Here is a 24267-nt window from a genome sequence, read left to right as displayed (position 1 = left end):
CGCGCAGCGACTGATTAACGTAACAGCATATACAGGCGGCTGAGGTAAATGATCAGCAGCGCCGAAACGAGATTGCTTAGCGCGTTCAGCAGCACCGAGGTGACGTTGGCCGGCAGCACGGTCAGCGACGAGGCCATCAGCAGCACCAGCACCTTCGCCAGCAGCCAGCCCAGGATAGCGGGCGCCACCACCTTAACATGTCCCCACACCAGCCGAGTGCTGGCGCGCATCGCGGCGAAAATGCCGACTTTTTCCGCCGTCATGATCATCGGCGACAGCGACAGGATGATAGCGAAAATAATGCCGGGCACCATCAACGCCATAAAGCCGAGCTGAATAATCAGCGTCATAAAAAACACCAGCGGCAGCAGTCGCAGCAGCATCGGCGCGGAAGCGCCCATGGCGCGCAGGGCGCTGACGCGCTCGCCGGCGGTAACCATAGGGATCAGGCAGAGCATCGCGCCCAGCAGCAGCGTATTGCCGACCAGCGAGGCAAGCGTACCCGCAGCGGAAGCGTGCAGCAGCAGCTGCTGCTGTTCTGGCGTCATGGTACGGATCCACTCCATCAGGCTCATTGAGCCGCTGTTGCCATCCGCCAGCCCGGAAATATCAGGCGTCAGCGCATGGCCGATCAGTACCGTAATAAAAGAGGTTAACAGCGCGATCAGTACGATGGTAACAAACTGATGGCGAAAGAAATTTCCCGTGTCACGGTATAACGAAGCCGCCGTGAATGACATGTACACTCCTTGAGAGCCGAATTTAGCGATCCGGCGATTGTACATGGTCTTAAGCCAACCTGGCACCCTGGCTTACACAACTTTCGCTTTGGCGATTTCTCGTGCCGTCTGACGCACACCGCCTGCACGCTTCATATAACACTATCTGGCCAATAAACCCGCATCAGATCACTTTTTAACTTAATTTTTCTTTATGAAATAAAGGTGGTTTTGATCCAGATCAATTTTTAGTGGATTTGCCGTTTATTGTCTTTCTGTGAGGGTGATCTTTCTGAAAATAAAGATAAAATCAGCGCATTAAAAATAAGGGTGACAATTTGCGCTTTTTTCTATGTACACAGGAGTGATTATGAAAATTTCAGTATTGGCCTTGTTGGTCGCGGCCTGCGCGCCGGTAGCCGCTTCGGCACATCAGGCCGGCGATTTCTTTATGCGTGCGGGTTCCGCGACCGTGCGTCCAACCGGCGGCTCGGATAACGTCCTGGGACTGGGCGAATTCGACATCAGCAACAATACCCAGCTGGGCCTGACGTTTACCTATATGCTGACCGATCATGTCGGCGTTGAGCTGCTGGGCGCCACGCCGTTCCGTCACAAGGTCGGGCTGGCCTCTACCGGCACGCTGGCTACCGTGCATCAGCTGCCGCCAACGCTGATGGCGCAGTGGTATTTCATGGATAACAACAGCAAGCTGCAGCCCTATGCCGGTATCGGCGTGAACTACACCATGTTTTATGACACCGATTTTAACCAGACCGGCCGCGATGCGGGCCTGAGCAACCTGAGCGTAAAAAACAGCTGGGGCGTGGCGGGCCAGGTCGGCCTGGACTATCAGCTAACGCCGCAGTGGATGCTGAACGCCTCGCTGTGGTACATGGATATTAATACCAAAGTGCGCTTTGACGCGGCGGGCGCAGGCCGCCAGAGTATCGACACCCATATCAACCCGTTCGTGTTCTTCTTTGGCGCGGGTTACCGCTTCTGATCGCCGCCGTCAGACAGCAAAAAGGCGCATACGCTGCGCCTTTTGTCGATCCTGTTACGCCCGAAAAGCGTTATTTGATCTGCATATTATTTACTACGGACTTCACGCCTTTCACGCTGCGGGTCACCTGCACGGCACGGCTGGCCATCTGGGCCGAGCTGACGAAACCGCTGAGCTGTACGCGGCCCTTAAAGGTTTCCACGTTGATTTCACGGGACTTCAGCGCTTCATCGTTCAGCAGCTGCGTTTTAACTTTGGTGGTGATGACGGTGTCGTCAATATAGCCGCCTGTGCCTTCCTGCTTTGCCGTTGGCGCGCAGGCGCTAACTGAAACAGCCACAACGGCTGCGATAACCATACCCGTCAACATTTTAAACAGCTTCATGGTAAATCTCCCTGTTATTTCCGAATGGCCTGGGCCGTGATTACAGATTCGCTCTGTAAAAGAAGCGTAGACCTGGGCGGCGAATTTTCCACAAAACAGCGCAAAAAGAGCGTGTTACTTGTTTACGGGGCGGTAAAGCGGCTGCCTGAGGCTACGCGGCTGGCCTGCTCTCGATCGGGCGGGCGTAACGGCTCAGCAATCACGACTGAGCCGCAAAAATAATAAAAGTACAGGAGGGGCAAAGCCCTGCCAGAGCGACAGGGCGGACGGTTAGCGCGTGGCGGCCTTCAGCTTCGCGACGAAAGCTTCCAGCTCGGCCAGCATCGTGGCCGGTTCATTGTGATGACGCTCGATGATTTTGACGATAGCGGAGCCGGAAATCGCACCCGCTGCGCCAGCGGCAAGCGCTTCCTTCACCTGAGACGGTTCAGAAATCCCGAAGCCCTGTAGCGGCGGCGCGGCGTGGTATTCGGTCAGCTTGTCCACCAGATGATGCAACGACTGGCTGACGCCACGGCTTTCCGTGCCGGTTACGCCCGCGCGGGAAAGCAGATAGGTATAGCCGCGCCCGTGTGAAGCGATCTCGCGCAGCAGATCGTCGCTGGCGTTCGGCGGGCAAATAAAGATCGGCGCAACATTATGCCGCATCGCCGACTGGCGGAACGGCGCGGACTCTTCGACCGGCACGTCTGCAATCAGCACGGAATCCACGCCCGCCTGCTGGCAGCGCGCATAAAAGTTGTCGATGCCGTTGGCGAAGACCAGGTTGGCGTACATCAGCAGCCCGATCGGGAGGGTCGGATGCTTCTGGCGGACGGCGGCCAGCAGCTCAAAGCAGTGGCTGGGCGTCACGCCGGCGGCAAAGGCGCGCAGCGTGGCGTTCTGGATGGTCGGGCCGTCGGCCAGCGGATCGGAGAAGGGGATCCCCAGCTCCAGCGCGTCGGCACCGCCCGCGATCAGCGCATCGATAATTTGCAGCGACAGCTCGGGCGTGGGATCGCCCAGGGTGACGAAAGGCACAAAGGCGCCTTCCTTACGCGCGTTCAGCCGCTGAAAAAGCTGGTCATAACGTTCCATCAGATCTCTCCCTTCGCTGTCAGAATCTCGTGCACGGTGAAAATATCTTTATCGCCGCGGCCGGACAGGTTCACCACCAGCAGCTGCTCTTTTTCCGGCGCTTCACGCATCATTTTCAGGGCGTGAGCCAGCGCGTGGGAAGACTCCAGCGCGGGAATAATGCCTTCGCTGCGGCAAAGGGTTTTAAACGCGTCCAGCGCTTCGTCATCGGTAATGGAAACGTAGTCGGCGCGGCCGATGCTGTTCAGATGCGCGTGCTGCGGCCCCACGGAAGGGAAATCCAGACCGGCGGAAATCGAATAGGACTCCTCAATCTGACCCTCTTCCGTCTGCATCATCGGCGCTTTCATGCCGAAATAGATGCCGACGCGGCCATGCTTCAGCGGCGCGCCGTGCTCGCCGGTTTCAATACCGTGACCGGCAGGCTCCACGCCAATCAGCCCGACGGAAGCCTCGTCGATAAAGTCCGCGAACATGCCGATAGCGTTGGAGCCGCCGCCCACGCAGGCGATAATCGCATCCGGCAGGCGGCCTTCCTGCTCCTGAATCTGCACTTTAGTTTCTTCACCGATCATGCGCTGGAATTCGCGCACTATAGTCGGGAAAGGATGCGGGCCCGCCGCCGTGCCTAACATATAGTGGGCGTTTTCATAGCTGCCCGACCAGTCGCGCAGCGCCTCGTTACAGGCATCTTTCAGCGTGGCGGAGCCGCTGTGCACTGGGATCACCTCTGCGCCCATCAGCTTCATGCGGAACACGTTGGGCGACTGGCGCTCAATATCCTTGGCGCCCATATAGATGCGGCACTTCAGACCCAGCAGGGCGCTGGCGAGCGCCGAAGCGACGCCGTGCTGGCCCGCACCGGTTTCCGCGATAATTTCGGTTTTGCCCATGCGCTTCGCAAGCAGCGCCTGGCCCAGCACCTGATTGGTTTTGTGCGCGCCGCCGTGCAGCAGATCTTCACGCTTCAGGTAAAGACGGGTTTTGGTGCCTTTGGTCAGGTTCTTACACAGCGTCAGCGCAGTGGGGCGACCGGCGTAATTTTTCAGCAGGCCGAGGAATTCCGCCTGAAACTCAGGATCGCGCTGGGCGCTGACAAAGGCCTCTTCCAGCTGTTGCAGCGCGGGCATCAGGATCTGCGGCACGTACATACCGCCGAACTCGCCAAACCAGGGATTTAATAAAGTCATTTCGCTTCCTTATTCGCAGTTGCGCCGCCGTAGCGACGCCAGACGGTCAGTAGGCTCTCAGCGTTTGAAACACCGAGGCGATTTTGTCCGCATCCTTCAGGCCGGGTGCACTTTCGACGCCGGAGTTAAAATCCAGGCCGGCGCAGCCAAGTCGGGCGGCGCTGACGCAGTTGTCGGCGCCCAGGCCGCCCGCCAGCAGCACGTTATCCAGCTTTTCGCCTTCCAGCAGTGCCCAGTCGAAACGGTTGCCGGTGCCGCCGCTGCCGTTGTCAAAGACGTAGCGATCGACGTGCGGCCAGTCGCGGGCAGGCAGCGCGGAACGAATGCTGAACGCCTTCCAGATTTTTACCTCATCCGGCAGCTGACGGCGTAGCTCGGCGACAAAATCCCGATCTTCATCACCATGCAGCTGTACGGCAGAAAGGCCCAGCTCGCGGCTGATAGTGACAACGTCACTAAGGGAGTTGTTACGGAACACGCCGACGTATTTCAGCGCGCCGCCCGCCATCACCGTTTTCGCCTGCTCCGGCGTCACTTTGCGTGGCGAGCCTTCGGCGAAAATCAGGCCGCCGTAGACCGCCCCGGCTTCCAGCGCGCTCCGCGCATCCCCGGCGCGGGTCAGGCCGCACACTTTGTTATCGCCAATAATGACCCGACGCACGGCGGCGGAAAGATCCGCCTCCGACATCAGGGCGGAGCCGATTAAAAAGCCGTTGGCGAAGTGGCTCAGCTCGCGAACCTGAGCATAGTTATTGATGCCTGATTCGCTGATCACCGTTACGCCATGGGCAACTTTAGGCGCAAGACGACGCGTGCGGTCGAGATCGATAGAGAGATCGCGCAGGTCGCGGTTATTGATGCCAACCACTTTGGCGCCCAGCGCGGTGGCGCGAGCCAGCTCTTCGTCGCTGATCACCTCAGTCAGTACGCCCATATTCAGGCTGTGCGCCACGGCGGCCAGCTGGCGATACTGCTCGTCATTCACTACGGAAAGCATCAGCAGGATCGCGTCTGCCTGGTAGTAGCGCGCCAGATAAATTTGATACGGATCGATAATAAAATCTTTGCACAGCACGGGCTGGGTAATGGCGGCGCTGACCACCGGCAGAAAATCGAAGCTGCCCTGGAAATATTTTTCGTCGGTCAGTACCGAAACGGCCGAAGCGTGATCTTTATAAACGCCCGCAATGGCGGCCGGATCGAAATCTTCCCGGATCACGCCTTTTGAGGGCGAGGCCTTTTTGCATTCCAGAATAAAAACGGTTCTGGCGCCTGACAGCGCATGATAAAAGCTGCGGGTCGCCGGTTCGATCTCGTTCTGAAACGAGGCCAGCGGCTGGCGCTGCTGGCGCTCGGCCAGCCAAATCGCCTTATCCTGCACAATTTTGTTCAGTACGGTTTCCATATTATCCTCTTGCTGCCAGCGCGACCACGCGCTCATAGGCCTGGCCGCTGCGGATCGCTTTCAGCGCCTTTTGCGCATTTTCCCGTAAGTCTTCCTGGCCGAAAATCTTCAGCAGCAGCGCGACGTTAACGGCCACGGCCTCTTCGTGCGCCTGCTCGCCTTTACCCTGGAGCAATCGCGTCAGAATGTCACGGTTTTCTTCCGGCGAGCCGCCCGCCAGCGCCTCCTGGGGATGATAGCTCAGGCCAAAATCTTCTGGCGTCAGCTGATAGCTGGTGATTTCGCCGTCACGCAGCTCCGCCACCTGCGTCGCGCTGTGCAGCGCCACCTCGTCCATGCCGCCGCCGTGCACCACCGCCGCGCGCTGATAGCCCAGCACTTTCAGCGTCTGGGCAATCGGCAGCACCAGCTCCGGGCTGTAAACGCCGATCACCGCCAGCGGCGGCCGCGCCGGGTTGATTAGCGGGCCAAGCACGTTGAACAGCGTGCGGGTCTTCAGCTGCTGGCGCACCGGCATCGCGTGGCGGAACCCGGTATGGTACTGCGGCGCAAACAGGAAGCAGACGTTAAGATCGTCCAGCGCCTGGCGCGCCTGTTCGGCTGGCATAGCCAGATTGATGCCGAATGCTGCCAGCAGATCGGAAGATCCGGATTTGCTGGAGACGCTGCGGTTGCCATGTTTTGCCACCTTCAGCCCGCAGGCCGCCGCCACAAAGGCGCTGGCGGTAGAAATATTGATGCTGTTGCTGCCGTCGCCGCCGGTGCCAACGATATCGGCAAAGGCGTACTCCGGGCGCGGAAAGGGTTTGGCGTCCGCCAGCAGCGCCGTGGCGGCCCCGGCGATCTCTTCAGGCCGTTCGCCGCGGATCTTCATGGCGATCAGCGCGCCGGCCAGCTGGGTTGGCTCCAGCTGTCCGGTGACAATGGCGGAGAACAGCTGGTGGCTCTCGTCGCGGGTCAGGGTCTGCGCCTGGTACAGTTTTTCCAGTATTGCGTTCATCATGCTCTCCTTATTTCGCCAGCGCCCAGGCCAGGGTCTGCTCCAGCAGGCGTGCGCCCTGACTGGTCAGAATCGATTCCGGGTGAAACTGGAAACCGCAGACGCGGTCGGCGTCGTGACGCACCGCCATCACCATGCCGTTAAAAGTCGCGTTAATTGTTAGCTCAATCGGTACGTTGCTGCCGACCAGCGAGTGGTAGCGTGCCACGGGCAGCGGATTGCTCAGCCCGGCGAACATGGCCGACTCGTCATGGGCGATGGCTGAGGCTTTACCGTGCAGGATCTCGCCCGCCTGGCCGACGTGGCCGCCGTAGGCTTCCACAATTGCCTGATGGCCCAGGCAGATCCCGATAATCGGCAGCTGTCCGCGCAGGCGCCGCAGCAGTTCCGGCATACAGCCCGCATCGGACGGCGCGCCAGGGCCTGGCGACAGCAGCAGCACCGGATTGTCCATCTCCTGCAAACGGGCGATCAGCGTGTCGGCAGGCACGTTATTGCGGTAGATCACTACGTTATGACCGAAAGCGCGCACCTGGTCGACGAGGTTCCAGGTAAAAGAGTCGATATTGTCGAGCAGCAGAATATCAGCCATCAGAAAATCTCCTTGCAATGATGGGCAGTGGCGATGGCGCGCAGCACCGCGCGGGCTTTATTGCGGCTCTCATCGGCTTCCGCCTGCGGGTTGGAATCCAGCACCACGCCCGCGCCGGCCTGAACGGTAGCGACGCCGTCCTCGACGTAGGCTGAGCGGATCACGATGCAGGTATCCAGATCGCCGCTGGCGGTAAAGTAGCCGACCGCGCCGCCGTAGCTACCGCGCCGGGTGCCTTCCGCCTCGGCGATCAGGCGCATGGCGCGAACTTTCGGCGCGCCGCTCAGCGTGCCCATATTCATACAGGCGCGGTAGGCATGCAGCACATCCAGATCCTCACGCAGTTTGCCTACCACGCGGGAAACCAGGTGCATCACAAAAGAGTAGCGGTCGACCTTGGTTAAATCGGCCACGTAGCGGCTGCCCGGCTCGCAGATGCGCGCCAGATCGTTACGCGCCAGGTCGACCAGCATCAGGTGCTCGGCCAGTTCTTTATGGTCGGTACGCATTTCCAGCTCGATACGGCTGTCGAGATCGCGATCCAGCGAGCCGTCGGCATGACGACCGCGCGGGCGGGTTCCGGCAATCGGATAAATTTCGATCTGGCGGCTGTCGGCCGAATACTTCAGCGAGCTTTCCGGCGAGGCGCCGAACAGGCTGAAATCCTGATCCTGCATAAAAAACATATAGGGGCTGGGGTTGCTGTTCTTCAGCGTGTCGTAGGCGGCCAGCGGCGACGGGCAGGGCAGCGAGAAGCGGCGCGACGGCACCACCTGGAAGATTTCGCCGCTGCGGATGGCTTCCTGCATCTTGCGCACCACGGCGCAATACTCTTCGTCGTTCTGGCTGACGGCAAGCGACATTGTCTCCAGCGGCTGCACCGGAATAGCGGACGCGGGCTGCAGCATCTGGCCGTGCAGCTGTTCGATACGGCGCTGCAGGCGTAAAAATTCGCCGGGCGCTGCCGTAAACAGGCTGGCCTGTAAGCGTGCGCTCTGGCTCTGATGGTCGATCACCAGTAACGTTTCGGCCAGATAAAAGCAGTAATCGGGACAGCGCTGGTCGTTGTCCAGCCCGGGCAGATCTTCAAATCCTGCCACCAGGTCGTAAGCGAACAGGCCGCCAAGCAGCATCGCCTCGCGCTCGTCCGCCGGGCTTTTCAGCAAATGCGGGATCAGGCGCAGCGCGTCGAACACCGACAGCGTCTTCAGACGGGAATCCTCATCCTGCACCGCATTATCCTGCGGAAAACGCAGCTCGCGGCCGTCGGGACGTACGGTATTGATAACCGGCTCCGGCAGCGCGGCATCCAGCAGCGGCAGCAGCGCGCGGCCATTCTCCGACAGCGCCTGGACGGTAACGGTATCGTCCAGCGCCTTAATGCGCAGCGCGCTGTCGATAATCAGCAGGCTTTTCAGGTTGCGTTTGCTGTCAATGTCCGCCGACTCCAGCAGCAGCGTAGCGGGACGCGCGCCGCAGAGCTGGTGGAAGAGCGCGGCCGGATCCTCACGGTAGGGCGCGGCGCCGGTAATCAACTTCACTGTAGTTTGCGTTTGCATAAGGTCAGTTCTCAAATTTGGCTAAAAAAAAGGCCCGCTTGCGGCGGGCCTGGGTAGCGTTACAGCGACAGCTGCGTGCACGACTTCTCCGCCCGTTCAGGAAGAAGTACGCCACCAGCCGTTCGTTGTCATTGTGTTTTTCATTTTTCGCTACCTTGTGTGTGAACTTGCGTACTAGTTAACTGGTTCGTGGCGGAAATGTCAATACTCTTTTTCTCTTGCCCGCAATTGCGGGTATCATGCAGCGACCTTTTTAGCGCTTTCCGGAGTCGTTTTGTCTGCAACCCCGCTTAATCCCTGGCCCATCTACGATTTACACAGCCACACCCGCGCCTCTGACGGCCTGTTAACGCCTGAAGAACTGGTGCTCAGAGCCGTGGAGCAACGCGTCGGTGTCCTTGCTATCACCGATCACGATTCGGTTGACGGCGTGCAGCCCGCCCGCGAAGCCATCGCCAGACACCAGCTGCCGCTGCGGCTGATAGCGGGCGTCGAAGTTTCTTCGCTATGGGAAAATCACGAAATTCATATTGTCGGACTGGGCGTGGAAGAAGAGCATCCCGTGCTGAAGCAGTTTCTGCAGGCACAGAGCGATCGTCGAATGGTTCGCGCGCAGCTGATAGCTGAACGGCTGGAGAAAGCGCGCATTCCCGGTGCGCTGGAAGGCGCGCTGGCGCTGGCCGACGGCGGCGCGATCACCCGAGGCCATTTTGCCCGCTTCTTAATTGCGCAGGGCAAGGCCGATAATATGGCGCAGGTCTTTAAAAATTACCTGGCGCGCGGCAAAACCGGCTACGTGCCGCCACAGTGGTGTACAATTAAACAAGCCATTGATGCTATTCATCATTCTGGCGGGCGTGCCGTGTTGGCTCATCCGGGCCGCTACGGCCTTTCCGCAAAATGGTTGAAGCGTTTAATCGCCCACTTTAAAGAAGAAGGGGGGGATGCAATGGAGGTCGCACAGTGCCAGCAGGCGCCCAACGAGCGCACGCAGCTGGCGCGTTACGCGCAGGACTACCAGCTGGCCGCGTCGCAGGGATCTGATTTCCATCAGCCCTGTCCGTGGATAGAGCTGGGAAAAAAATTATGGCTTCCGGCCGGTGTGGAAGCCGTCTGGCTGCGCTTTCCTGAAATTTGATCCTGTTCGCCCGTCGCGCGACAGGCATGAGGTCGATTATGAGTCAGTTCTTTTATATACACCCGGAAAACCCCCAGCCCCGGCTGATCAAACAGGCCGTAGAGCTGCTGCATAAAGGGTCGGTCATCGTTTATCCTACGGACTCGGGCTATGCGCTGGGCTGCAGGCTGGAAGATAAAAACGCGATGGAGCGCATCTGTCGCATCAGGCAGCTGGACAGCGACCATAACTTTACGCTGGTCTGCCGCGATCTTTCAGAGCTGTCTACCTATGCGTACGTGGACAATACCGCGTTTCGCCTGATTAAAAATAATACGCCAGGCAACTACACGTTTATTTTGAAAGCGACCAAAGAGGTGCCGCGCCGTCTGATGAGCGATAAGCGTAAGACGATTGGTCTGCGTGTGCCTTCCAATCCGGTGGCGCTGGCGCTGCTGGAGGCGCTGAACGAACCCTTAATGTCCACTTCGCTGATGCTGCCGGGCAACGATTTTACCGAATCCGATCCGGAAGCGATTCAGGAGACGATCGGCAAGCAGGTTGATTTAATTATTCACGGCGGCTATCTGGGACAGCAACCTACTACGGTTATCGATTTAACCGAAAGTACGCCGCAGGTCGTGCGCGAAGGCGCAGGCGACGTTAAACCTTTTCTCTGAATAATATCAGGCTCGTCAAAAAGGCGAGCCTTAATAAATAAACATAGATAATTACTTTTCAGATATTAATACGCGAGCATATTATTCTCACGACGTTGTTTTTTGCAGCCAGTCTTTAAAGTCCGCATAAGGAATATAAAGTGACACATCTTTCAACGGTCCGCTACCGGCCTTATGCCTCTTAATCTGATTGGTAAAACCGACTATCACGCCGCCGATTGTATCATCGCCGTTATAGACCGCGCCGCCCGACATGCCTTTCACCACGCCCGCATTGGAAGCCATCGCTACGCAGGGACGTTTATTCCACTCATTGCGAATACCGGTCAATGCCAGGTTCACGCCGGAAGATTCCACCGGCATGGCGGTAATAAAGCTGTAGCCGTACATTTTCACCGGCGCGCCAATTTCACCTTCGCGGAATTTCGGCAGGGTTTTCATGTCGTTTTTATGATAGATAATCGCCAGGTCGCAGTAAGGATGATAAGCCTTAACGCGCTGTACGGAGAGTTTAGCCACGTGAGCGGCAGTCAGGCTGTACTCGGGCGTAATCGGAATGCTGGTACCCAGCGAGCCGACGCCCAGCACGGTAGGAATGCCGGTAAAGTTCATATCGACACGTTTCAGTGCTTCTCTGCTGTACTCATATTTACCTACAGAGCAGCCGGTCAGCGTCAGCAAAGCCAACGCCGCGAGGGGCATTATTCTTTTCATAATAGTTACACTTTGTCGGACACGTCAGTAAATCCCTGGTGAAGATTGACGACGTGCAAGGCCGATGCCGATTGAAATCGGCGTTATACAGGGAGTCGTGCTCCCCTCTGTTTTTTAACTGACGTTTACTGCAAAAATAATTTACGACTTAACTAAAATTTTTATTGTGACTGTTTAACAGTTCACTGTGCAGGCTCTTTTTGGCCTGAGTGAATTCTACACAAACTAATTAGTGGATCAAATAAATAAACAGCCGAAAATAATTAAAACCGCAATTACGATGAATTAACTCAATCTAAAATGGCGATAAGCTATTTCTTTGGAGAGGGCTTTAGCATTTGTGTGGGTCATTTGTGTTAAGTCAGTTTGAATCACTGGCGTGGCGTAAAAAAGTGGTTTTAACATCGGAGAAACATTTTGCTTAATGGATTCACCCTCTGCTGAGGTGGCTATTTGGGTTTAATTAAGGTGAAATTCAGGCGCGGCGCAGTATCGGCAGAAAATACATTAACTTTAATTTAACTTAAAATAAGTGAATATATATCAACAAGGCGATAACATTTGCCTTAAATAACGCGGCGCGGCCCGGCGTTAAATTGGCTTAGGGCGGCCGCTTTGGTAAGCGCAGGGAATGAGTGACCGTCCGTCGATAGCGGGCGACGCCGCCGCTTTTCAGGATGGCGCATCTTTTCCCTGGCAAACGGCCCGGTAGCGTTATCAATAGCCGATAACTTAGTGTAGAATGCGCTTCCCCTGAAAATGGGGCGGGCGTCGCGTGCATTCAGCCGCAAAAAGCCCCGCCTCCTGAGTAACGGCCCATTCATTTTATGACGCCTGGGAAGGCGACAAAGAGGCAGCGCCATGAGCGAAAAATTACAGAAAGTCTTAGCGCGCGCCGGGCATGGTTCCCGCCGCGAAATTGAAACCATGATTTCTGCCGGACGCGTTAGCGTGGACGGCAAAATGGCCACGCTGGGCGACCGCGTAGAGCCGAGTAAAGCATTAAAAATCCGTATCGACGGCCATCTGGTTTCGGTAGCGGAATCCACTAATGAAGTTTGCCGCGTGCTGGCCTATTACAAACCGGAAGGCGAACTCTGCACCCGTAACGATCCCGAAGGCCGTCCTACCGTATTCGACCGTTTACCCAAGCTGCGTGGCGCACGCTGGATCGCCGTAGGGCGTCTGGACGTTAACACCTGCGGCCTGCTGCTGTTCACAACGGATGGCGAGCTGGCTAACCGTTTGATGCACCCAAGCCGGGAAGTGGAAAGGGAATACGCCGTACGCGTGTTTGGGCAGGTCGATGACGATAAGCTGAAGCAGCTGAGCCGTGGCGTACAGCTGGAAGATGGCCCGGCGTCGTTTAAAACGCTGAAGTTTACCGGCGGCGAAGGCATCAACCAGTGGTATAGCGTTACGCTGACCGAAGGCCGCAACCGCGAAGTGCGTCGCCTGTGGGAATCGGTAGGCGTGCAGGTCAGCCGTCTGATCCGTACCCGCTACGGCGACATCACGCTGCCGAAAGGGCTGCCGCGCGGCGGCTGGACGGAGCTGGATCTGCCGCCGACCAACTATCTGCGCGAGCTGGTTGGGCTGCCGCCGGAAACCACCAGCAAAGTGGCGTTGGAAAAAGATCGTCGCCGTACCAAGGCCAATCAGATCCGTCGCGCCGTCAAGCGCCACACTCAGGTCAGCGGCAACCGCCGTACGACCAGCAAGCGTTAACAGAAAAGGGCGAAGCGATTCGCCCTTTTTTTTGGCCTGTTACCAGTCGATACCCTGCTGCGCCTGGATCCCCGCATCAAAAGCGTGTTTAACCGGACGCATTTCGGTTACGGTATCCGCCAGCGCCAGCAAATCGCGATGACAGCCCCGGCCGGTAATGATAACGCTCTGCTGAGGCGGACGGGCGCGCAGCGCCGCCATGACCTCTTCCAGCGGCAGATAGTCAAAGCTCACCATATAGGTCAGCTCATCCATCACCACCAGATCCAGCGACGCATCCTGCAACATCCGTTTGCCGTGCTGCCAGACTTCAAGGCAGGCGGCGGTATCAGTTTCGCGGTTCTGCGTATCCCAGGTGAAGCCGGTGGCCATCACCTGAAACTCCACGCCGTGCGGCTCCAGCAAATTGCGTTCGCCGTTTGGCCATTCGCCCTTAATAAACTGAATGACGCCCACGCGCTTTTGATGGCCCACCGCACGGGCGGCAGTGCCGAAAGCGGCCGTGGTCTTGCCTTTGCCGTTACCGGTAAACACCATCAGAATGCCGCGCGTTTCGGTCGCGGCGGCAATGCGCGCGTCAACTTTTTCCTTCAGCTTTTGTTGACGCTGCTGGTGGCGATCGTCGGCCATTATTCCGCTGCTCCCGGTTTGCGTCCTGGCTGCGCATCGAAGCTGACGCCGCTTTCCGTGCAGTCATCGCCCATCACGTAAAGGTAAGTGGGCATAATATCCGCCGGGGTTTTCAGCTTGCCTGCGTTCTCCTGCGGGAAGGCGCTGGCGCGCATTTTGGTGCGTGTGCCGCCGGGGTTAATGCAGTTGACGCGCAGCTGGCCGCGATACTCTTCAGCCAGCACCTGCATCATGCCTTCGGTGGCGAATTTAGAGACGGAGTAGGCGCCCCAGCCCGCGCGTCCCTGGCGGCCCACGCTGGAAGAGGTAAACACCAGCGAGCCGGCCTGTGACTTCAGCAGCAGCGGCAGCAGCGCCTGAGTCAGGAAGAAAGTGGCGTCAACGTTTACGCGCATCACCTGCTGCCAGACGGCGGGATCCTGCTCGGTCATGGGCACCACGTCGCCCAGCAGGCCCGCGTTATGCAGCACGCCGTCCAGCCTGGAGACATGACGGGAAATTTCATCGGCCAGCTGACGGCACGCTTCGGGCGTGGCGCTGTCCAAATCCAGCGTAAAGAAAAGCGGCGAAGGCTTGCCGACAGCGGCGATTTCATCCGCCACATTTTGCAGCTTCTGCGCGTTGCGTCCCAGCAAAATAACCTGCGCGCCATAGCGAGCGTAGGTGACAGCAGCCTCGCGGCCAATGCCGTCGCTGGCGCCGGTAACAAGAATAATACGATCGTTGAGCAATTGACTGGCAGGTTGATAATTCATTGATGCGCCTCTGGCGATGCTTAGTGCGGAAGGGAAACAGGGTAACGCCGCTAATCCATTGACCGCAACAGTAAACCGCCCGAATGCCTGGTCTCTGCGCAGCGCTATCTTTGCGTACTCAACGGATCCGGGCGACGACGGGCAGCGACTCGGCTACACTAGCTGCTGATCTAATTGGATGTTAAATAAGGCGGAATGCGTGGAACTACTCTCTTACTACGGACTTTTTCTGGCCAAGACGGTCACGGTGGTCGTGGCGATCGCGGCCATTGCTATTTTGATTACGCATCTGGCCATGCGTAAACGCGCTCAGGGCGGCCAGCTGCGCCTGACGCGGCTGAATGAGGCGTATCAGGAGATAAAGGATGAAATGCGCCTGGCGAGCATGAAGCCGCATGACAAAAAACGCTGGTATAAAGAGCAGAAAAAAAAGGACAAGCTGGAGGCGAAAACCGCTAAAGCCGAGGCGAAACAAGGTATTAAGCCAGCCGAAAGCAAGCCCACGCTGTACGTGATGGATTTTAAAGGCAGCATGGACGCGCACGAGGTCGCCTCGCTGCGTGAAGAGATCTCGGCGGTTATGGCCGTCGCCAGACCGCAGGATGAAGTGCTGCTGCGTCTGGAAAGTCCGGGTGGCGTGGTGCACGGCTACGGGCTGGCCTCTTCCCAGCTTCAGCGGCTGCGCGATAAGAACATCCGTTTGACCGTGGCGGTGGATAAGGTAGCGGCGAGCGGCGGCTATATGATGGCCTGCGTGGCCGATCGCATCGTGGCTGCACCGTTTTCTATCATTGGCTCGATCGGCGTGGTTGCCCAGATCCCTAACTTCAACCGCCTGCTGAAGCGCAATGAAATTGACGTAGAGCTGCATACGGCCGGAGAGTACAAGCGCACGCTGACGCTGTTTGGCGAAAACACCGAGCAGGGCCGCGAAAAATTCCGCGAGGATCTCAACGAGACGCATCAGCTGTTTAAAGAGTTTGTGCATCAGATGCGTCCGACGCTGGACATCGACAGCGTGGCGACGGGCGAACACTGGTTCGGCACCCAGGCGCTGGAAAAAGGCCTGGTTGACGCTATCGGCACCAGCGACGATCTGATTATCGACCAGATGCAGGCGCGGGAAGTGGTTGCGGTGCACTACGTGAAGCGCAAAAAAATGATGGATCGCTTTACGCAAAGCGCCAGCGTCAGCGTCGAACGCCTGCTGCTGCGCCTGTGGCAGCGTGGCGAGAAGCCGCTGCTGTAGTCCTGTTAGCGCCTGCCTGGCGGGCGCTATTCCTGCAAGTGATAAAGCGGCGACAGCTCCGTGGCCAGAAACTTAAAAACGTTAAACACCACCGTGCTTTTACTGCCGGGCAAGCCTTGCTCGTCCAGAAAATAGTCGCCGCAAAAAACCAGCACGTCGCCTTTCTGCTCCACGTCGGTGGCGCTCAGTCCGGGAAAAAAATCCTTGTGCTCCGCGATGAGCTCGTTCGCCTTTTGCAGGAGTGCGGATTTATCAATAGCCTGGGTATGCTTCACAGAATTCTCTCCTTTATAGAGACGGCAGATGAGCAGTATATTACGCCGCGCTGCCGCAAAAACTCAATGCCGATGGGCGCTTGCCTGCCCACACGCTTTTTTATGACTTTCTGGCGTAAATCCGTTGTGGATGCTAATTAAGTTGCGTAACAGATTTTATCAGGTAGAGTGTGGGCGTTTCGGGTTCCGGGCGTAAAACTGGCTTTACGCTTTGTTAGTGATGCGCTTAACAGTTTGTAAAAGGTGTCGTTAATCAGTGAGTTGGCTTCCTGAGCGGGAAGCGTTAACAGGGAAAGTGCCGGATTCTGCCGTCGGCCATGAAGGTTTTAACGCGCTGGATTGCCCGCAGGCTTTCGGCACAATTTACTCTCGGATGTTTTAATCAGGTAAAGGTAAATATGGGCAAAGCTCTCGTAATAGTTGAGTCCCCGGCAAAAGCCAAAACAATCAATAAATATCTCGGAAACGACTACGTGGTGAAATCCAGCGTCGGTCATATCCGCGATTTGCCGACCAGTGGATCAACAGTTAAAAAGAGCGCTGACTCTACAACCAGTAAGACCACCAAAAAGGTGAAAAAGGACGAGAAGGCCGCGCTGGTCAGCCGGATGGGCGTCGATCCTTATCACGGCTGGGAAGCGAACTATCAGATCCTTCCCGGCAAGGAGAAAGTGGTCTCCGAGCTGAAAGCGCTGGCGCAAAATGCCGACCACATCTATCTCGCAACCGACCTTGACCGCGAAGGGGAAGCCATTGCCTGGCACCTGCGGGAAGTGATCGGCGGTGATGATTCGCGCTTCAGCCGCGTGGTGTTTAACGAAATCACCAAAAATGCTATTCGTCAGGCTTTCGACAAGCCGGGCGAACTGAATATCAATCGGGTTAACGCTCAGCAGGCGCGCCGCTTTATGGACCGCGTGGTGGGCTATATGGTTTCGCCGCTGCTGTGGAAGAAAATCGCTCGCGGACTGTCCGCCGGGCGCGTGCAGTCGGTCGCCGTGCGGCTGGTGGTGGAGCGCGAGCGCGAAATCAAAGCGTTCGTGCCGGAAGAGTATTGGGAACTGCATGCCGATCTGAATACGCCGGAAGGCACGCTGCTGCCGATGGAAGTGACTCATCAGCACGACAAGCCTTTCCGTCCGGTTAACGGCGAGCAGACCCAGGCCGCCGTCAGCCTGCTGGAAAAAGCGCGCTATCAGGTTACCGACCGTGAAGATAAGCCGACCAGCAGCAAGCCCGGCGCGCCGTTTATTACCTCAACGCTGCAACAGGCGGCCAGTACCCGTCTGGGCTACGGCGTGAAAAAAACCATGATGATGGCACAGCGCCTCTATGAAGCGGGCCACATTACCTATATGCGTACCGACTCGACCAATCTGAGTCAGGATGCGGTCAGCATGGTGCGCGGCTACATTGAAAACGAATTTGGCGAAAAATATTTGCCGAAGGCCGCCAATGCCTATGCCAGCAAAGATAACTCGCAGGAAGCGCACGAAGCGATCCGTCCTTCGGACGTCGCCGTCCTGGCCGAGCAGCTGAAGGATATGGAAGCCGACGCGCAGAAGCTGTATCAGCTAATCTGGCGTCAGTTCGTTGCCTGTCAGATGATGCCGGCGCAGTATGACTCCACGACGCTGACCGTCAGCGCCGGCGAGTTTAAACTCAAGGCGAAAGGGCGCACGCTGCGCTTTGACGGCTGGACCCGCGTGATGCCTGTGCTGCGCAAGGGCGATGAAGATCGCACGCTGCCGCCGGTTGAAGTGGGTAAAGAGCTGGCGCTGCAGCAGCTGAAGCCAAGCCAGCACTTTACCAAACCGCCGGCACGCTTCAGCGAAGCCTCGCTGGTGCGCGAGCTGGAAAAACGCGGCATCGGTCGTCCTTCTACCTACGCCTCGATTATCTCGACCATTCAGGATCGCGGCTACGTGCGCGTGGAAAGCCGTCGCTTCTATGCGGAAAAGATGGGCGAAATCGTTACCGACCGGCTGGAAGAAAACTTCCGCGAGCTGATGAACTACGACTTCACCGCGCATATGGAAAACAGCCTGGATCAGGTTGCCAACAACGAAGCGCAGTGGAAAGGCGTGCTGGATAAATTTTTCGCCGACTTCAGCCAGCAGCTGGAAAAGGCGGATAAAGATCCGGAAGAGGGCGGCATGCAGCCGAACCAGATGGTGCTGACCACCATCGATTGCCCAACCTGCGGGCGTAAGATGGGTATCCGTACCGCCAGCACCGGCGTGTTCCTCGGCTGCTCGGGCTATGCGCTGCCGCCGAAAGAGCGCTGTAAACAAACCATCAATCTGATCCCAGAGAATGAAGTACTGAATATTCTCGAAGGAGAAGATGCGGAAACCAACGCGCTGCGCGCGCGCCGTCGCTGCGGCAAATGCGGCACGGCGATGGACAGCTATCTGATCGACAACCAGCGCAAACTGCACGTGTGCGGCAACAACCCAAGCTGCGACGGTTACGAAATCGAGCAGGGCGAATTCCGTATCAAAGGCTATGACGGGCCGATCGTAGAGTGCGAAAAGTGTGGCTCGGAGATGCACCTGAAAATGGGGCGTTTCGGCAAGTACATGGCCTGCACCAACGACGACTGTAAAAATACCCGTAAGATCCTGCGTAACGGCGACGTTGCGCCGCCGAAAGAAGATCCGGTTCCGCTGCCGGAGCTGCAGTGCGAAAAATCGGATGCTTACTTTGTACTGCGCGACGGCGCGGCAGGCGTTTTCCTGGCGGCTAACACCTTCCCTAAATCCAGGGAAACGCGCGCGCCGCTGGTGGAAGAGCTGCAACGCTTCCGCGATCGCCTGCCGGAAAAGCTGCGCTATCTGGCCGACGCGCCGGTTGCCGATGATGAAGGCAACAAGACGGTAGTGCGCTTCAGCCGTAAAACGAAGCAGCAGTACGTCAGTACGGAAAAAGAAGGTAAGGCTACAGGCTGGACGGCGTTCTACGTCGACGGCAAATGGGCCGTCACCGAAAAAGCGGCGAAAGCCAGTAAGAAATAACCTGTCGGGCCGGCGTTTCAGCTGGCCCGTTTTTCTCCTGCGGCTTCAGCCCTGCTATACATTCCACCCATCTTTGATATGATTGTTATAGATATACCTTTCCTTATTATAAAATCGCATTAGGCCGATACGTTGTGCTCTGTCAGCACAGCCCGTCGGCGCGCGGCGCCAAACTGGACGGATCAAACATGAAATTGCAGCAGCTGCGTTACATCGTTGAAGTGGTCAATCACAATCTGAACGTCTCTTCAACGGCTGAGGGGCTTTATACATCGCAACCCGGGATCAGTAAGCAAGTACGTATGCTGGAAGACGAGTTGGGTATCCAGATCTTTGCCCGCAGCGGCAAGCATCTGACGCAGGTCACGCCCGCAGGCCAGGAAATTATCCGTATCGCCCGCGAAGTGCTGTCAAAAGTCGAAGCCATCAAATCAGTCGCCGGGGAACATACCTGGCCGGATAAAGGCTCGCTGTATGTTGCTACAACGCACACGCAGGCCCGCTACGCGCTGCCCAACGTGATTAAAGGCTTTATCGAACGCTATCCTCGCGTTTCGCTGCATATGCATCAGGGCTCGCCTACGCAAATTGCAGAAGCGGTGTCTAAAGGCAACGCGGATTTTGCTATCGCTACCGAAGCGCTGCATCTTTATGACGATCTGGTTATGCTGCCTTGCTATCACTGGAATCGCGCCATCGTGGTGACGCCGGATCATCCGCTGGCAGGCAAAGAAAAAGTCTCTATCGAAGAGTTAGCCGAGTATCCGCTGGTTACCTATACCTTCGGCTTTACCGGACGTTCAGAGCTGGATACGGCGTTTAATCGGGCTGGCCTGACGCCGCGTATCGTTTTCACCGCGACGGATGCGGACGTGATTAAAACCTACGTACGTTTAGGATTGGGCGTGGGTGTCATCGCCAGCATGGCGGTCGATCCGGTCTCGGATCCGGATCTGGTCAGAATAGAAGCTACGGACGTCTTTAGCTTCAGCACCACCAAAATCGGCTTCCGCCGCAGCACCTTTTTGCGCAGTTACATGTATGATTTTATTCAGCGTTTCGCGCCGCATCTGACCCGTGACGTCGTCGATACGGCCGTGGGGCTGCGCTCGAACGAAGATATTGAAGCAATGTTTAAAGATATTAAATTACCCGCCAAATAATTTTTTGCCCCTGCATCCCTATTCAGAGCCGCGACGCGGCTCTGCGATAATCATTGGTCCTGCCTGTTACTGCAATTGATAAAATCTTTTTATTCTTTTTACGTAAATGCCGCCCACATCACATGTTTTTCCAAAGTTATTCATTAAATGAGAAACAGTACACATTTTTCAGCGGGCATCTTTGCGCACCTCCAGGATGATTCTCATACTCTGGTTATCAAGGCGCGACAGGGCGCGAACGGCAAGGAGGTTTCAATAAATGCTGATTTATCAATGGTGCGAAAAAACAGCTATTGTCAGTAAATTTGGCTTAAAGGGTAATTTGTTAACGCGAGTTTGGTTAAGTACGATCAATAGATTTCATAAACTTTAATGAATACTATTAATCGTTCGGCGTAATAAAAATAGCTGGATTTCACGCCATAAAATGTTTAGGATTCCTCCTAATTTCTGATTGCTCAAAACAATCGTTTCAATGAGAGTGATTATCAAAAACTATGGCTAGCAGAATTTCTGTAGAAACCGACTTCGGTCACAAAGCTCTGAAGGTTCAGCGTAACAGCAATCTGAGACGTAAGGCCTGGTTAGCGGTATTCGCCGCATCGGCGCTGTTTTGGGGAGCTGTTGCAGTCGTGATTTGGCAGATATGGGGGTAGCGATGCACCTGCAGTATTCGGATCAAAAACCACAGCAAGCTGTTAAGTTGAAAAAAGTAGAGTGTAAAAGCAAAGCGAGAGAGAGCATCATCCCGGAAAGCTGGGGGCTGAGCGAAGTGCAACGTAACTTTATTGATTTTATGACGGATAAAACGAATAAAGCTTAAGCCTTACGCTTATATTCACTCTTTGTTTTAACCATGACAAATATAAATATTAACATTATTTAACGGACCAGCTATTTCTGGTCAGGGCACGCTGTCGGCCCAACGATGGGAAACCACAATGGCAACCCATTGATAAACGGTAAAACCTGCTCGCAAAGGCGTGAGGTTTTGAAGTAATACGTTTGGTCTTATAAGACCTGAGTGAGGGCAAAAATGAATTTAACTCAAATGACATGGTTCAGTGCCTGGACGTTTTCAGCCTTATTCTGGGCTAGCCTGCTCTGGCTGAGCATGGTCATGCATTAATAAAGCATATTTAAACAGATATTAACGACGCCTCGCTGAGCAATCAGCGGGGCGTTTTTCTTTTATGCTTCATCGATGTTATCAAAACGTTACGCCAACTTTGTACTATCTTTAAATCAAACCCTGCTTTTATTCAGGTTATGTGAAGATAAACGAAGGAGGAGTAATGTCGTCTACCCTACGTGAAATAACAAAAGACGCGCTGGAAGTTAAAGGTCAACGTTATCACTATTACAGCCTGGCCAAAGCCGCCGGGCAGCTTGGCGATCTCTCCCGTATGCCCAAATCCCTGAAAGTGCTGCTGGAAAACTTGCTGCGCTGGCAGGATGAAGATTCCGTTACCGATGAGGACATCCGCGCGCTGGCAGGCTGGCTGGCTCAGGCGCATGCCGACCGCGAGATCGCCTATCGGCCCGCCCGCGTGCTGATGCAGGACTTTACCGGCGTGCCCGCGGTGGTCGATCTGGCCGCTATGCGCGAAGCGGTGAAAAGACTGGGCGGGGACGTGGCTAAAGTGAATCCGCTTTCGCCAGTCGATCTGGTTATCGACCACTCGGTTACCGTTGACCGTTTCGGCGACGACGACGCCTTTGAAGAAAACGTGCGTCTGGAGATGGAGCGTAACCATGAGCGCTACGTCTTTTTGCGCTGGGGGCAGAAAGCCTTTAACCGTTTTAGCGTGGTGCCGCCGGGCACCGGGATTTGCCACCAGGTCAACCTGGAATATCTCGGCCAGGCGGTATGGCATGAAATGCAGGACGGTGAGGAAGTTGCCTATCCCGACACGCTTGTTGGCACGGACTCGCACACTACCATGATTAACGCGCTGGGCGTGTTGGGCTGGGGCGTGGGCGGTATCGAGGCGGAAGCCGCTATGCTGGGGCAGCCGGTGTCAATGCTTATCCCTGACGTGGTTGGCTTCAAGCTTAACGGTAAACTCAATCCTGGCATTACCGCCACGGATTTAGTGCTGACCGTGACCCAGATGCTGCGTAAACACGGCGTGGTAGGTAAATTCGTTGAATTCTATGGTGATGGCCTGGCTGACCTGCCGCTGGCGGATCGCGCTACCATCGCCAATATGGCGCCGGAATATGGCGCAACCTGCGGCTTTTTCCCCCTGGACGACGTCACGCTGGGCTATATGAAACTTACCGGCCGCAGCAGCGAACAGGTGGCGCTGGTGGAAGCCTACGCCAAAGCGCAGGGGCTGTGGCGTAATCCCGGCGATGAGCCGGTATTTACCAGTTCACTGGCGCTGGATATGGCTACCGTTGAAGCGAGTGTGGCCGGACCGAAACGGCCGCAGGATCGCGTTTCGCTGGGCGAAGTGCCGCAGGCTTTCCAGGCCAGTAACGAGCTGGAAGTCAATCGGGCGCAGAAACAGCACCAGTCGGTCAGCTATCGCGACAGCGCCACGGGCAAGGAGCATCAGCTGGAAGATGGCGCAGTAGTGATTTCAGCCATTACTTCCTGCACCAATACCTCCAATGCCAGTATCCTGATGGCGGCGGGCCTGCTGGCGAAAAACGCGGTAATGCTTGGCCTGGACCGCAAGCCGTGGGTAAAAGCGTCGCTGGCGCCGGGATCCAAAGTGGTTTCCGACTATCTGGCGGCGGCGCGACTGACGCCTTATCTGGACAAGCTGGGCTTTAACCTTGTTGGCTACGGCTGTACTACCTGTATCGGTAACTCCGGCCCGCTGCCTGACGCTATCGAGAGCGCGATTAAAAAAGGCGACCTGACGGTTGGCGCGGTGCTTTCCGGCAACCGCAACTTTGAAGGCCGAATCCATCCTTATGTCAAAACCAACTGGCTTGCTTCGCCGCCGTTGGTGGTGGCCTATGCGCTGGCCGGCAATATGAATGTTAATCTGGAAACGGATCCGCTTGGTACTGACAAGACCGGCAAGCCGGTATATCTGAAAGATATCTGGCCGTCACCAGAAGCGATTGCGGAAGCGGTACAGCTGGTTTCCACCGATATGTTCCATAAAGAGTACGCGGAAGTGTTTGAAGGCACGCCGGACTGGCAGGCCATCAGCGTTAGCGAAGCGGCCACCTACGACTGGGACGAAGGATCTACCTATATTCGCCTTTCACCGTTCTTTGATGATATGGAAAAAGAGCCGAAGCCGGTTTTTGATATCAAGGGCGCCAGGATCCTCGCGATGCTGGGCGACTCGGTCACTACCGACCATATTTCGCCTGCCGGCAGTATCAAAGCGGAAAGCCCGGCCGGGCGCTATCTGCTTGCGCATGGCGTCGAGCGGGGCGATTTTAACTCTTACGGCTCGCGACGCGGCAACCATGAAGTGATGATGCGCGGTACCTTTGCCAACATTCGCATCCGCAACGAAATGGTGCCGGGCGTGGAAGGCGGCATGACGCGTTTCGTGCCCGGCGACGAGCAGCTGGCGATCTACGATGCGGCGATGAAATATCAGCAGCAGGGGACGCCGCTGGCGGTGATCGCCGGGAAAGAATATGGCTCCGGCTCCAGCCGCGACTGGGCGGCTAAAGGCCCGCGCCTGCTGGGGGTGCGCGTGGTCATCGCCGAATCTTTTGAGCGTATCCACCGTTCAAATCTGATTGGGATGGGCATACTGCCGCTGGAGTTCCCGGAAGGCGTAACGCGTAAAACGCTGGGGCTGACCGGTGACGAGCAGATCGACGTGGAAAACCTGAGCCAGCTGAAGCCCGGCGGCACGGTGAAAGTCACGCTGACCCGTGCGGACGGCAGTCAGGAAACGCTGCAAACGCGCTGCCGTATCGATACCGGCAATGAGCTGACCTACTACCGCAACGACGGCATCCTGCACTACGTTATACGTAACATGCTGGTCGAGAGCTAAAATAAAAATGCCCCTGATAAGGG

The 24267-nt window shown here is 56.6% G+C and carries 20 protein-coding genes and 1 pseudogene; 10 read left to right on the top strand and 11 right to left on the bottom strand.

Features of this window, described 5'->3' with window-relative positions; genetic code table 11:
• Window positions 1-14 precede the first annotated feature (14 nt).
• On the bottom strand, window positions 15-740 hold the full coding sequence (locus ACA373_RS05025) for a YciC family protein (RefSeq protein ID WP_253453807.1): 726 nt from the start codon (window positions 738-740) through the stop codon (window positions 15-17).
• A 349-nt stretch (window positions 741-1089) separates the two neighbouring features.
• On the opposite strand from ACA373_RS05025, the gene ompW reads away from it, so the two are divergent.
• Window positions 1090-1725, top strand: coding sequence for an outer membrane protein OmpW (gene ompW / locus ACA373_RS05020; protein WP_125287729.1), 636 nt, complete (start codon window positions 1090-1092; stop codon window positions 1723-1725).
• A gap of 70 nt (window positions 1726-1795) precedes the next feature.
• Here the strand turns inward: ompW and ACA373_RS05015 are convergent, their stop codons facing one another.
• From ACA373_RS05015 to ACA373_RS04990, 6 genes and pseudogenes are all read right to left on the bottom strand, one after another.
• Entirely contained in the window at window positions 1796-2110 is a 315-nt protein-coding gene (locus ACA373_RS05015) for a BON domain-containing protein (protein WP_125287728.1), read from the bottom strand.
• Between the two features lie 270 nt (window positions 2111-2380).
• Window positions 2381-3187 carry a tryptophan synthase subunit alpha gene (gene trpA / locus ACA373_RS05010; protein ID WP_370734099.1) on the bottom strand — a complete coding sequence of 269 codons (807 nt, stop codon included), beginning with the start codon at window positions 3185-3187 and terminating at the stop codon, window positions 2381-2383.
• Window positions 3187-4377, bottom strand: coding sequence for a tryptophan synthase subunit beta (gene trpB / locus ACA373_RS05005; protein WP_253453812.1), 1191 nt, complete (start codon window positions 4375-4377; stop codon window positions 3187-3189). The genes trpA and trpB overlap by 1 nt, the downstream gene beginning before the upstream one ends.
• A 46-nt stretch (window positions 4378-4423) precedes the next feature.
• Window positions 4424-5782, bottom strand: a complete 1359-nt coding sequence (gene trpCF, locus ACA373_RS05000; protein WP_253453814.1) for a bifunctional indole-3-glycerol-phosphate synthase TrpC/phosphoribosylanthranilate isomerase TrpF — start codon at window positions 5780-5782, stop codon at window positions 4424-4426.
• 1 nt (window position 5783) lies between these two features.
• Window positions 5784-7374, bottom strand: a pseudogene (gene trpD, locus ACA373_RS04995) (bifunctional anthranilate synthase glutamate amidotransferase component TrpG/anthranilate phosphoribosyltransferase TrpD).
• Window positions 7374-8933 carry an anthranilate synthase component 1 gene (locus ACA373_RS04990; RefSeq protein ID WP_370734098.1) on the bottom strand — a complete coding sequence of 520 codons (1560 nt, stop codon included), beginning with the start codon at window positions 8931-8933 and terminating at the stop codon, window positions 7374-7376. Before ACA373_RS04990 ends, trpD begins: the two are co-directional and overlap by 1 nt.
• 274 nt (window positions 8934-9207) lie before the next feature.
• Here ACA373_RS04990 and ACA373_RS04985 point away from each other — a divergent pair, with 274 nt between their 5' ends.
• Window positions 9208-10071: a PHP domain-containing protein gene (locus tag ACA373_RS04985; protein WP_301251638.1), complete on the top strand. Its 864-nt coding sequence runs from the start codon at window positions 9208-9210 to the stop codon at window positions 10069-10071.
• 38 nt (window positions 10072-10109) lie between these two features.
• Window positions 10110-10730: an L-threonylcarbamoyladenylate synthase gene (locus tag ACA373_RS04980; RefSeq protein WP_253453820.1), complete on the top strand. Its 621-nt coding sequence runs from the start codon at window positions 10110-10112 to the stop codon at window positions 10728-10730.
• A gap of 87 nt (window positions 10731-10817) precedes the next feature.
• On the opposite strand, the gene ACA373_RS04975 is transcribed toward ACA373_RS04980, so the two are convergent.
• A complete protein-coding gene (locus tag ACA373_RS04975; RefSeq protein ID WP_253453822.1) occupies window positions 10818-11444 on the bottom strand; it encodes a serine protease in 627 nt (208 codons plus the stop codon).
• Window positions 11445-12305: 861 nt separating this feature from the next.
• Here ACA373_RS04975 and rluB point away from each other — a divergent pair.
• Window positions 12306-13172 carry a 23S rRNA pseudouridine(2605) synthase RluB gene (gene rluB, locus ACA373_RS04970; RefSeq protein WP_253453824.1) on the top strand — a complete coding sequence of 289 codons (867 nt, stop codon included), beginning with the start codon at window positions 12306-12308 and terminating at the stop codon, window positions 13170-13172.
• A gap of 39 nt (window positions 13173-13211) precedes the next feature.
• Here the strand turns inward: rluB and cobO are convergent, their stop codons facing one another.
• The gene (gene cobO, locus ACA373_RS04965; protein WP_253453826.1) at window positions 13212-13802 is read right to left on the bottom strand and encodes a cob(I)yrinic acid a,c-diamide adenosyltransferase; all 591 of its coding nucleotides are present in this window, start codon (window positions 13800-13802) and stop codon (window positions 13212-13214) included.
• Entirely contained in the window at window positions 13802-14557 is a 756-nt protein-coding gene (locus ACA373_RS04960) for a YciK family oxidoreductase (RefSeq protein WP_253453828.1), read from the bottom strand. Before ACA373_RS04960 ends, cobO begins: the two co-directional genes overlap by 1 nt.
• A gap of 199 nt (window positions 14558-14756) precedes the next feature.
• On the opposite strand from ACA373_RS04960, the gene sohB reads away from it, so the two are divergent.
• On the top strand, window positions 14757-15806 hold the full coding sequence (gene sohB / locus ACA373_RS04955; RefSeq protein WP_125287716.1) for a protease SohB: 1050 nt from the start codon (window positions 14757-14759) through the stop codon (window positions 15804-15806).
• Window positions 15807-15832: 26 nt separating this feature from the next.
• Here sohB and ACA373_RS04950 read toward each other — a convergent pair whose 3' ends face one another.
• Window positions 15833-16081, bottom strand: a complete 249-nt coding sequence (locus ACA373_RS04950) for a DUF2498 family protein (protein WP_253453830.1) — start codon at window positions 16079-16081, stop codon at window positions 15833-15835.
• Window positions 16082-16479: 398 nt separating this feature from the next.
• Between ACA373_RS04950 and topA the strand changes: the two genes are divergently transcribed.
• From topA to acnA, 5 genes are all read left to right on the top strand, one after another.
• Entirely contained in the window at window positions 16480-19098 is a 2619-nt protein-coding gene (topA, locus tag ACA373_RS04945; protein ID WP_370734097.1) for a type I DNA topoisomerase, read from the top strand.
• A gap of 188 nt (window positions 19099-19286) precedes the next feature.
• On the top strand, window positions 19287-20261 hold the full coding sequence (gene cysB, locus ACA373_RS04940; RefSeq protein WP_253453834.1) for an HTH-type transcriptional regulator CysB: 975 nt from the start codon (window positions 19287-19289) through the stop codon (window positions 20259-20261).
• Between the two features lie 497 nt (window positions 20262-20758).
• A complete protein-coding gene (locus ACA373_RS04935) occupies window positions 20759-20917 on the top strand; it encodes a YmiA family putative membrane protein (RefSeq protein WP_125287712.1) in 159 nt (52 codons plus the stop codon).
• Between the two features lie 2 nt (window positions 20918-20919).
• Window positions 20920-21084, top strand: a complete 165-nt coding sequence (locus ACA373_RS04930) for a hypothetical protein (protein WP_253453836.1) — start codon at window positions 20920-20922, stop codon at window positions 21082-21084.
• Window positions 21085-21556: 472 nt separating this feature from the next.
• On the top strand, window positions 21557-24244 hold the full coding sequence (gene acnA, locus ACA373_RS04925) for an aconitate hydratase AcnA (RefSeq protein WP_370734096.1): 2688 nt from the start codon (window positions 21557-21559) through the stop codon (window positions 24242-24244).
• Window positions 24245-24267: the final 23 nt, after the last annotated feature.

Source organism: Erwinia sp. STN24 (assembly GCF_041320675.1).
In the GTDB taxonomy this organism is placed as follows: domain Bacteria; phylum Pseudomonadota; class Gammaproteobacteria; order Enterobacterales; family Enterobacteriaceae; genus Erwinia; species Erwinia aeris.
The sequence above is the reverse complement of the archived record's forward strand: the minus strand, read 5'-3'. Positions and strand labels throughout refer to the sequence as shown.

Coding starts and splice junctions, on each gene's coding strand:
- ACA373_RS04930 (WP_253453836.1), top strand. CDS start 20,920: ATGCACCTGCAGTATTCGGATCAAAAACCACAGCAAGCTGTTAAGTTG.
- cysB (WP_253453834.1), top strand. CDS start 19,287: ATGAAATTGCAGCAGCTGCGTTACATCGTTGAAGTGGTCAATCACAAT.
- ACA373_RS04980 (WP_253453820.1), top strand. CDS start 10,110: ATGAGTCAGTTCTTTTATATACACCCGGAAAACCCCCAGCCCCGGCTG.
- ACA373_RS05015 (WP_125287728.1), bottom strand. CDS start 2,110: ATGAAGCTGTTTAAAATGTTGACGGGTATGGTTATCGCAGCCGTTGTG.
- ACA373_RS04935 (WP_125287712.1), top strand. CDS start 20,759: ATGGCTAGCAGAATTTCTGTAGAAACCGACTTCGGTCACAAAGCTCTG.
- trpCF (WP_253453814.1), bottom strand. CDS start 5,782: ATGGAAACCGTACTGAACAAAATTGTGCAGGATAAGGCGATTTGGCTG.
- trpB (WP_253453812.1), bottom strand. CDS start 4,377: ATGACTTTATTAAATCCCTGGTTTGGCGAGTTCGGCGGTATGTACGTG.
- topA (WP_370734097.1), top strand. CDS start 16,480: ATGGGCAAAGCTCTCGTAATAGTTGAGTCCCCGGCAAAAGCCAAAACA.
- rluB (WP_253453824.1), top strand. CDS start 12,306: ATGAGCGAAAAATTACAGAAAGTCTTAGCGCGCGCCGGGCATGGTTCC.
- cobO (WP_253453826.1), bottom strand. CDS start 13,802: ATGGCCGACGATCGCCACCAGCAGCGTCAACAAAAGCTGAAGGAAAAA.
- trpA (WP_370734099.1), bottom strand. CDS start 3,187: ATGGAACGTTATGACCAGCTTTTTCAGCGGCTGAACGCGCGTAAGGAA.
- ACA373_RS05025 (WP_253453807.1), bottom strand. CDS start 740: ATGTCATTCACGGCGGCTTCGTTATACCGTGACACGGGAAATTTCTTT.
- ACA373_RS04990 (WP_370734098.1), bottom strand. CDS start 8,933: ATGCAAACGCAAACTACAGTGAAGTTGATTACCGGCGCCGCGCCCTAC.
- ACA373_RS04975 (WP_253453822.1), bottom strand. CDS start 11,444: ATGAAAAGAATAATGCCCCTCGCGGCGTTGGCTTTGCTGACGCTGACC.
- ACA373_RS04960 (WP_253453828.1), bottom strand. CDS start 14,557: ATGAATTATCAACCTGCCAGTCAATTGCTCAACGATCGTATTATTCTT.
- acnA (WP_370734096.1), top strand. CDS start 21,557: ATGTCGTCTACCCTACGTGAAATAACAAAAGACGCGCTGGAAGTTAAA.
- ompW (WP_125287729.1), top strand. CDS start 1,090: ATGAAAATTTCAGTATTGGCCTTGTTGGTCGCGGCCTGCGCGCCGGTA.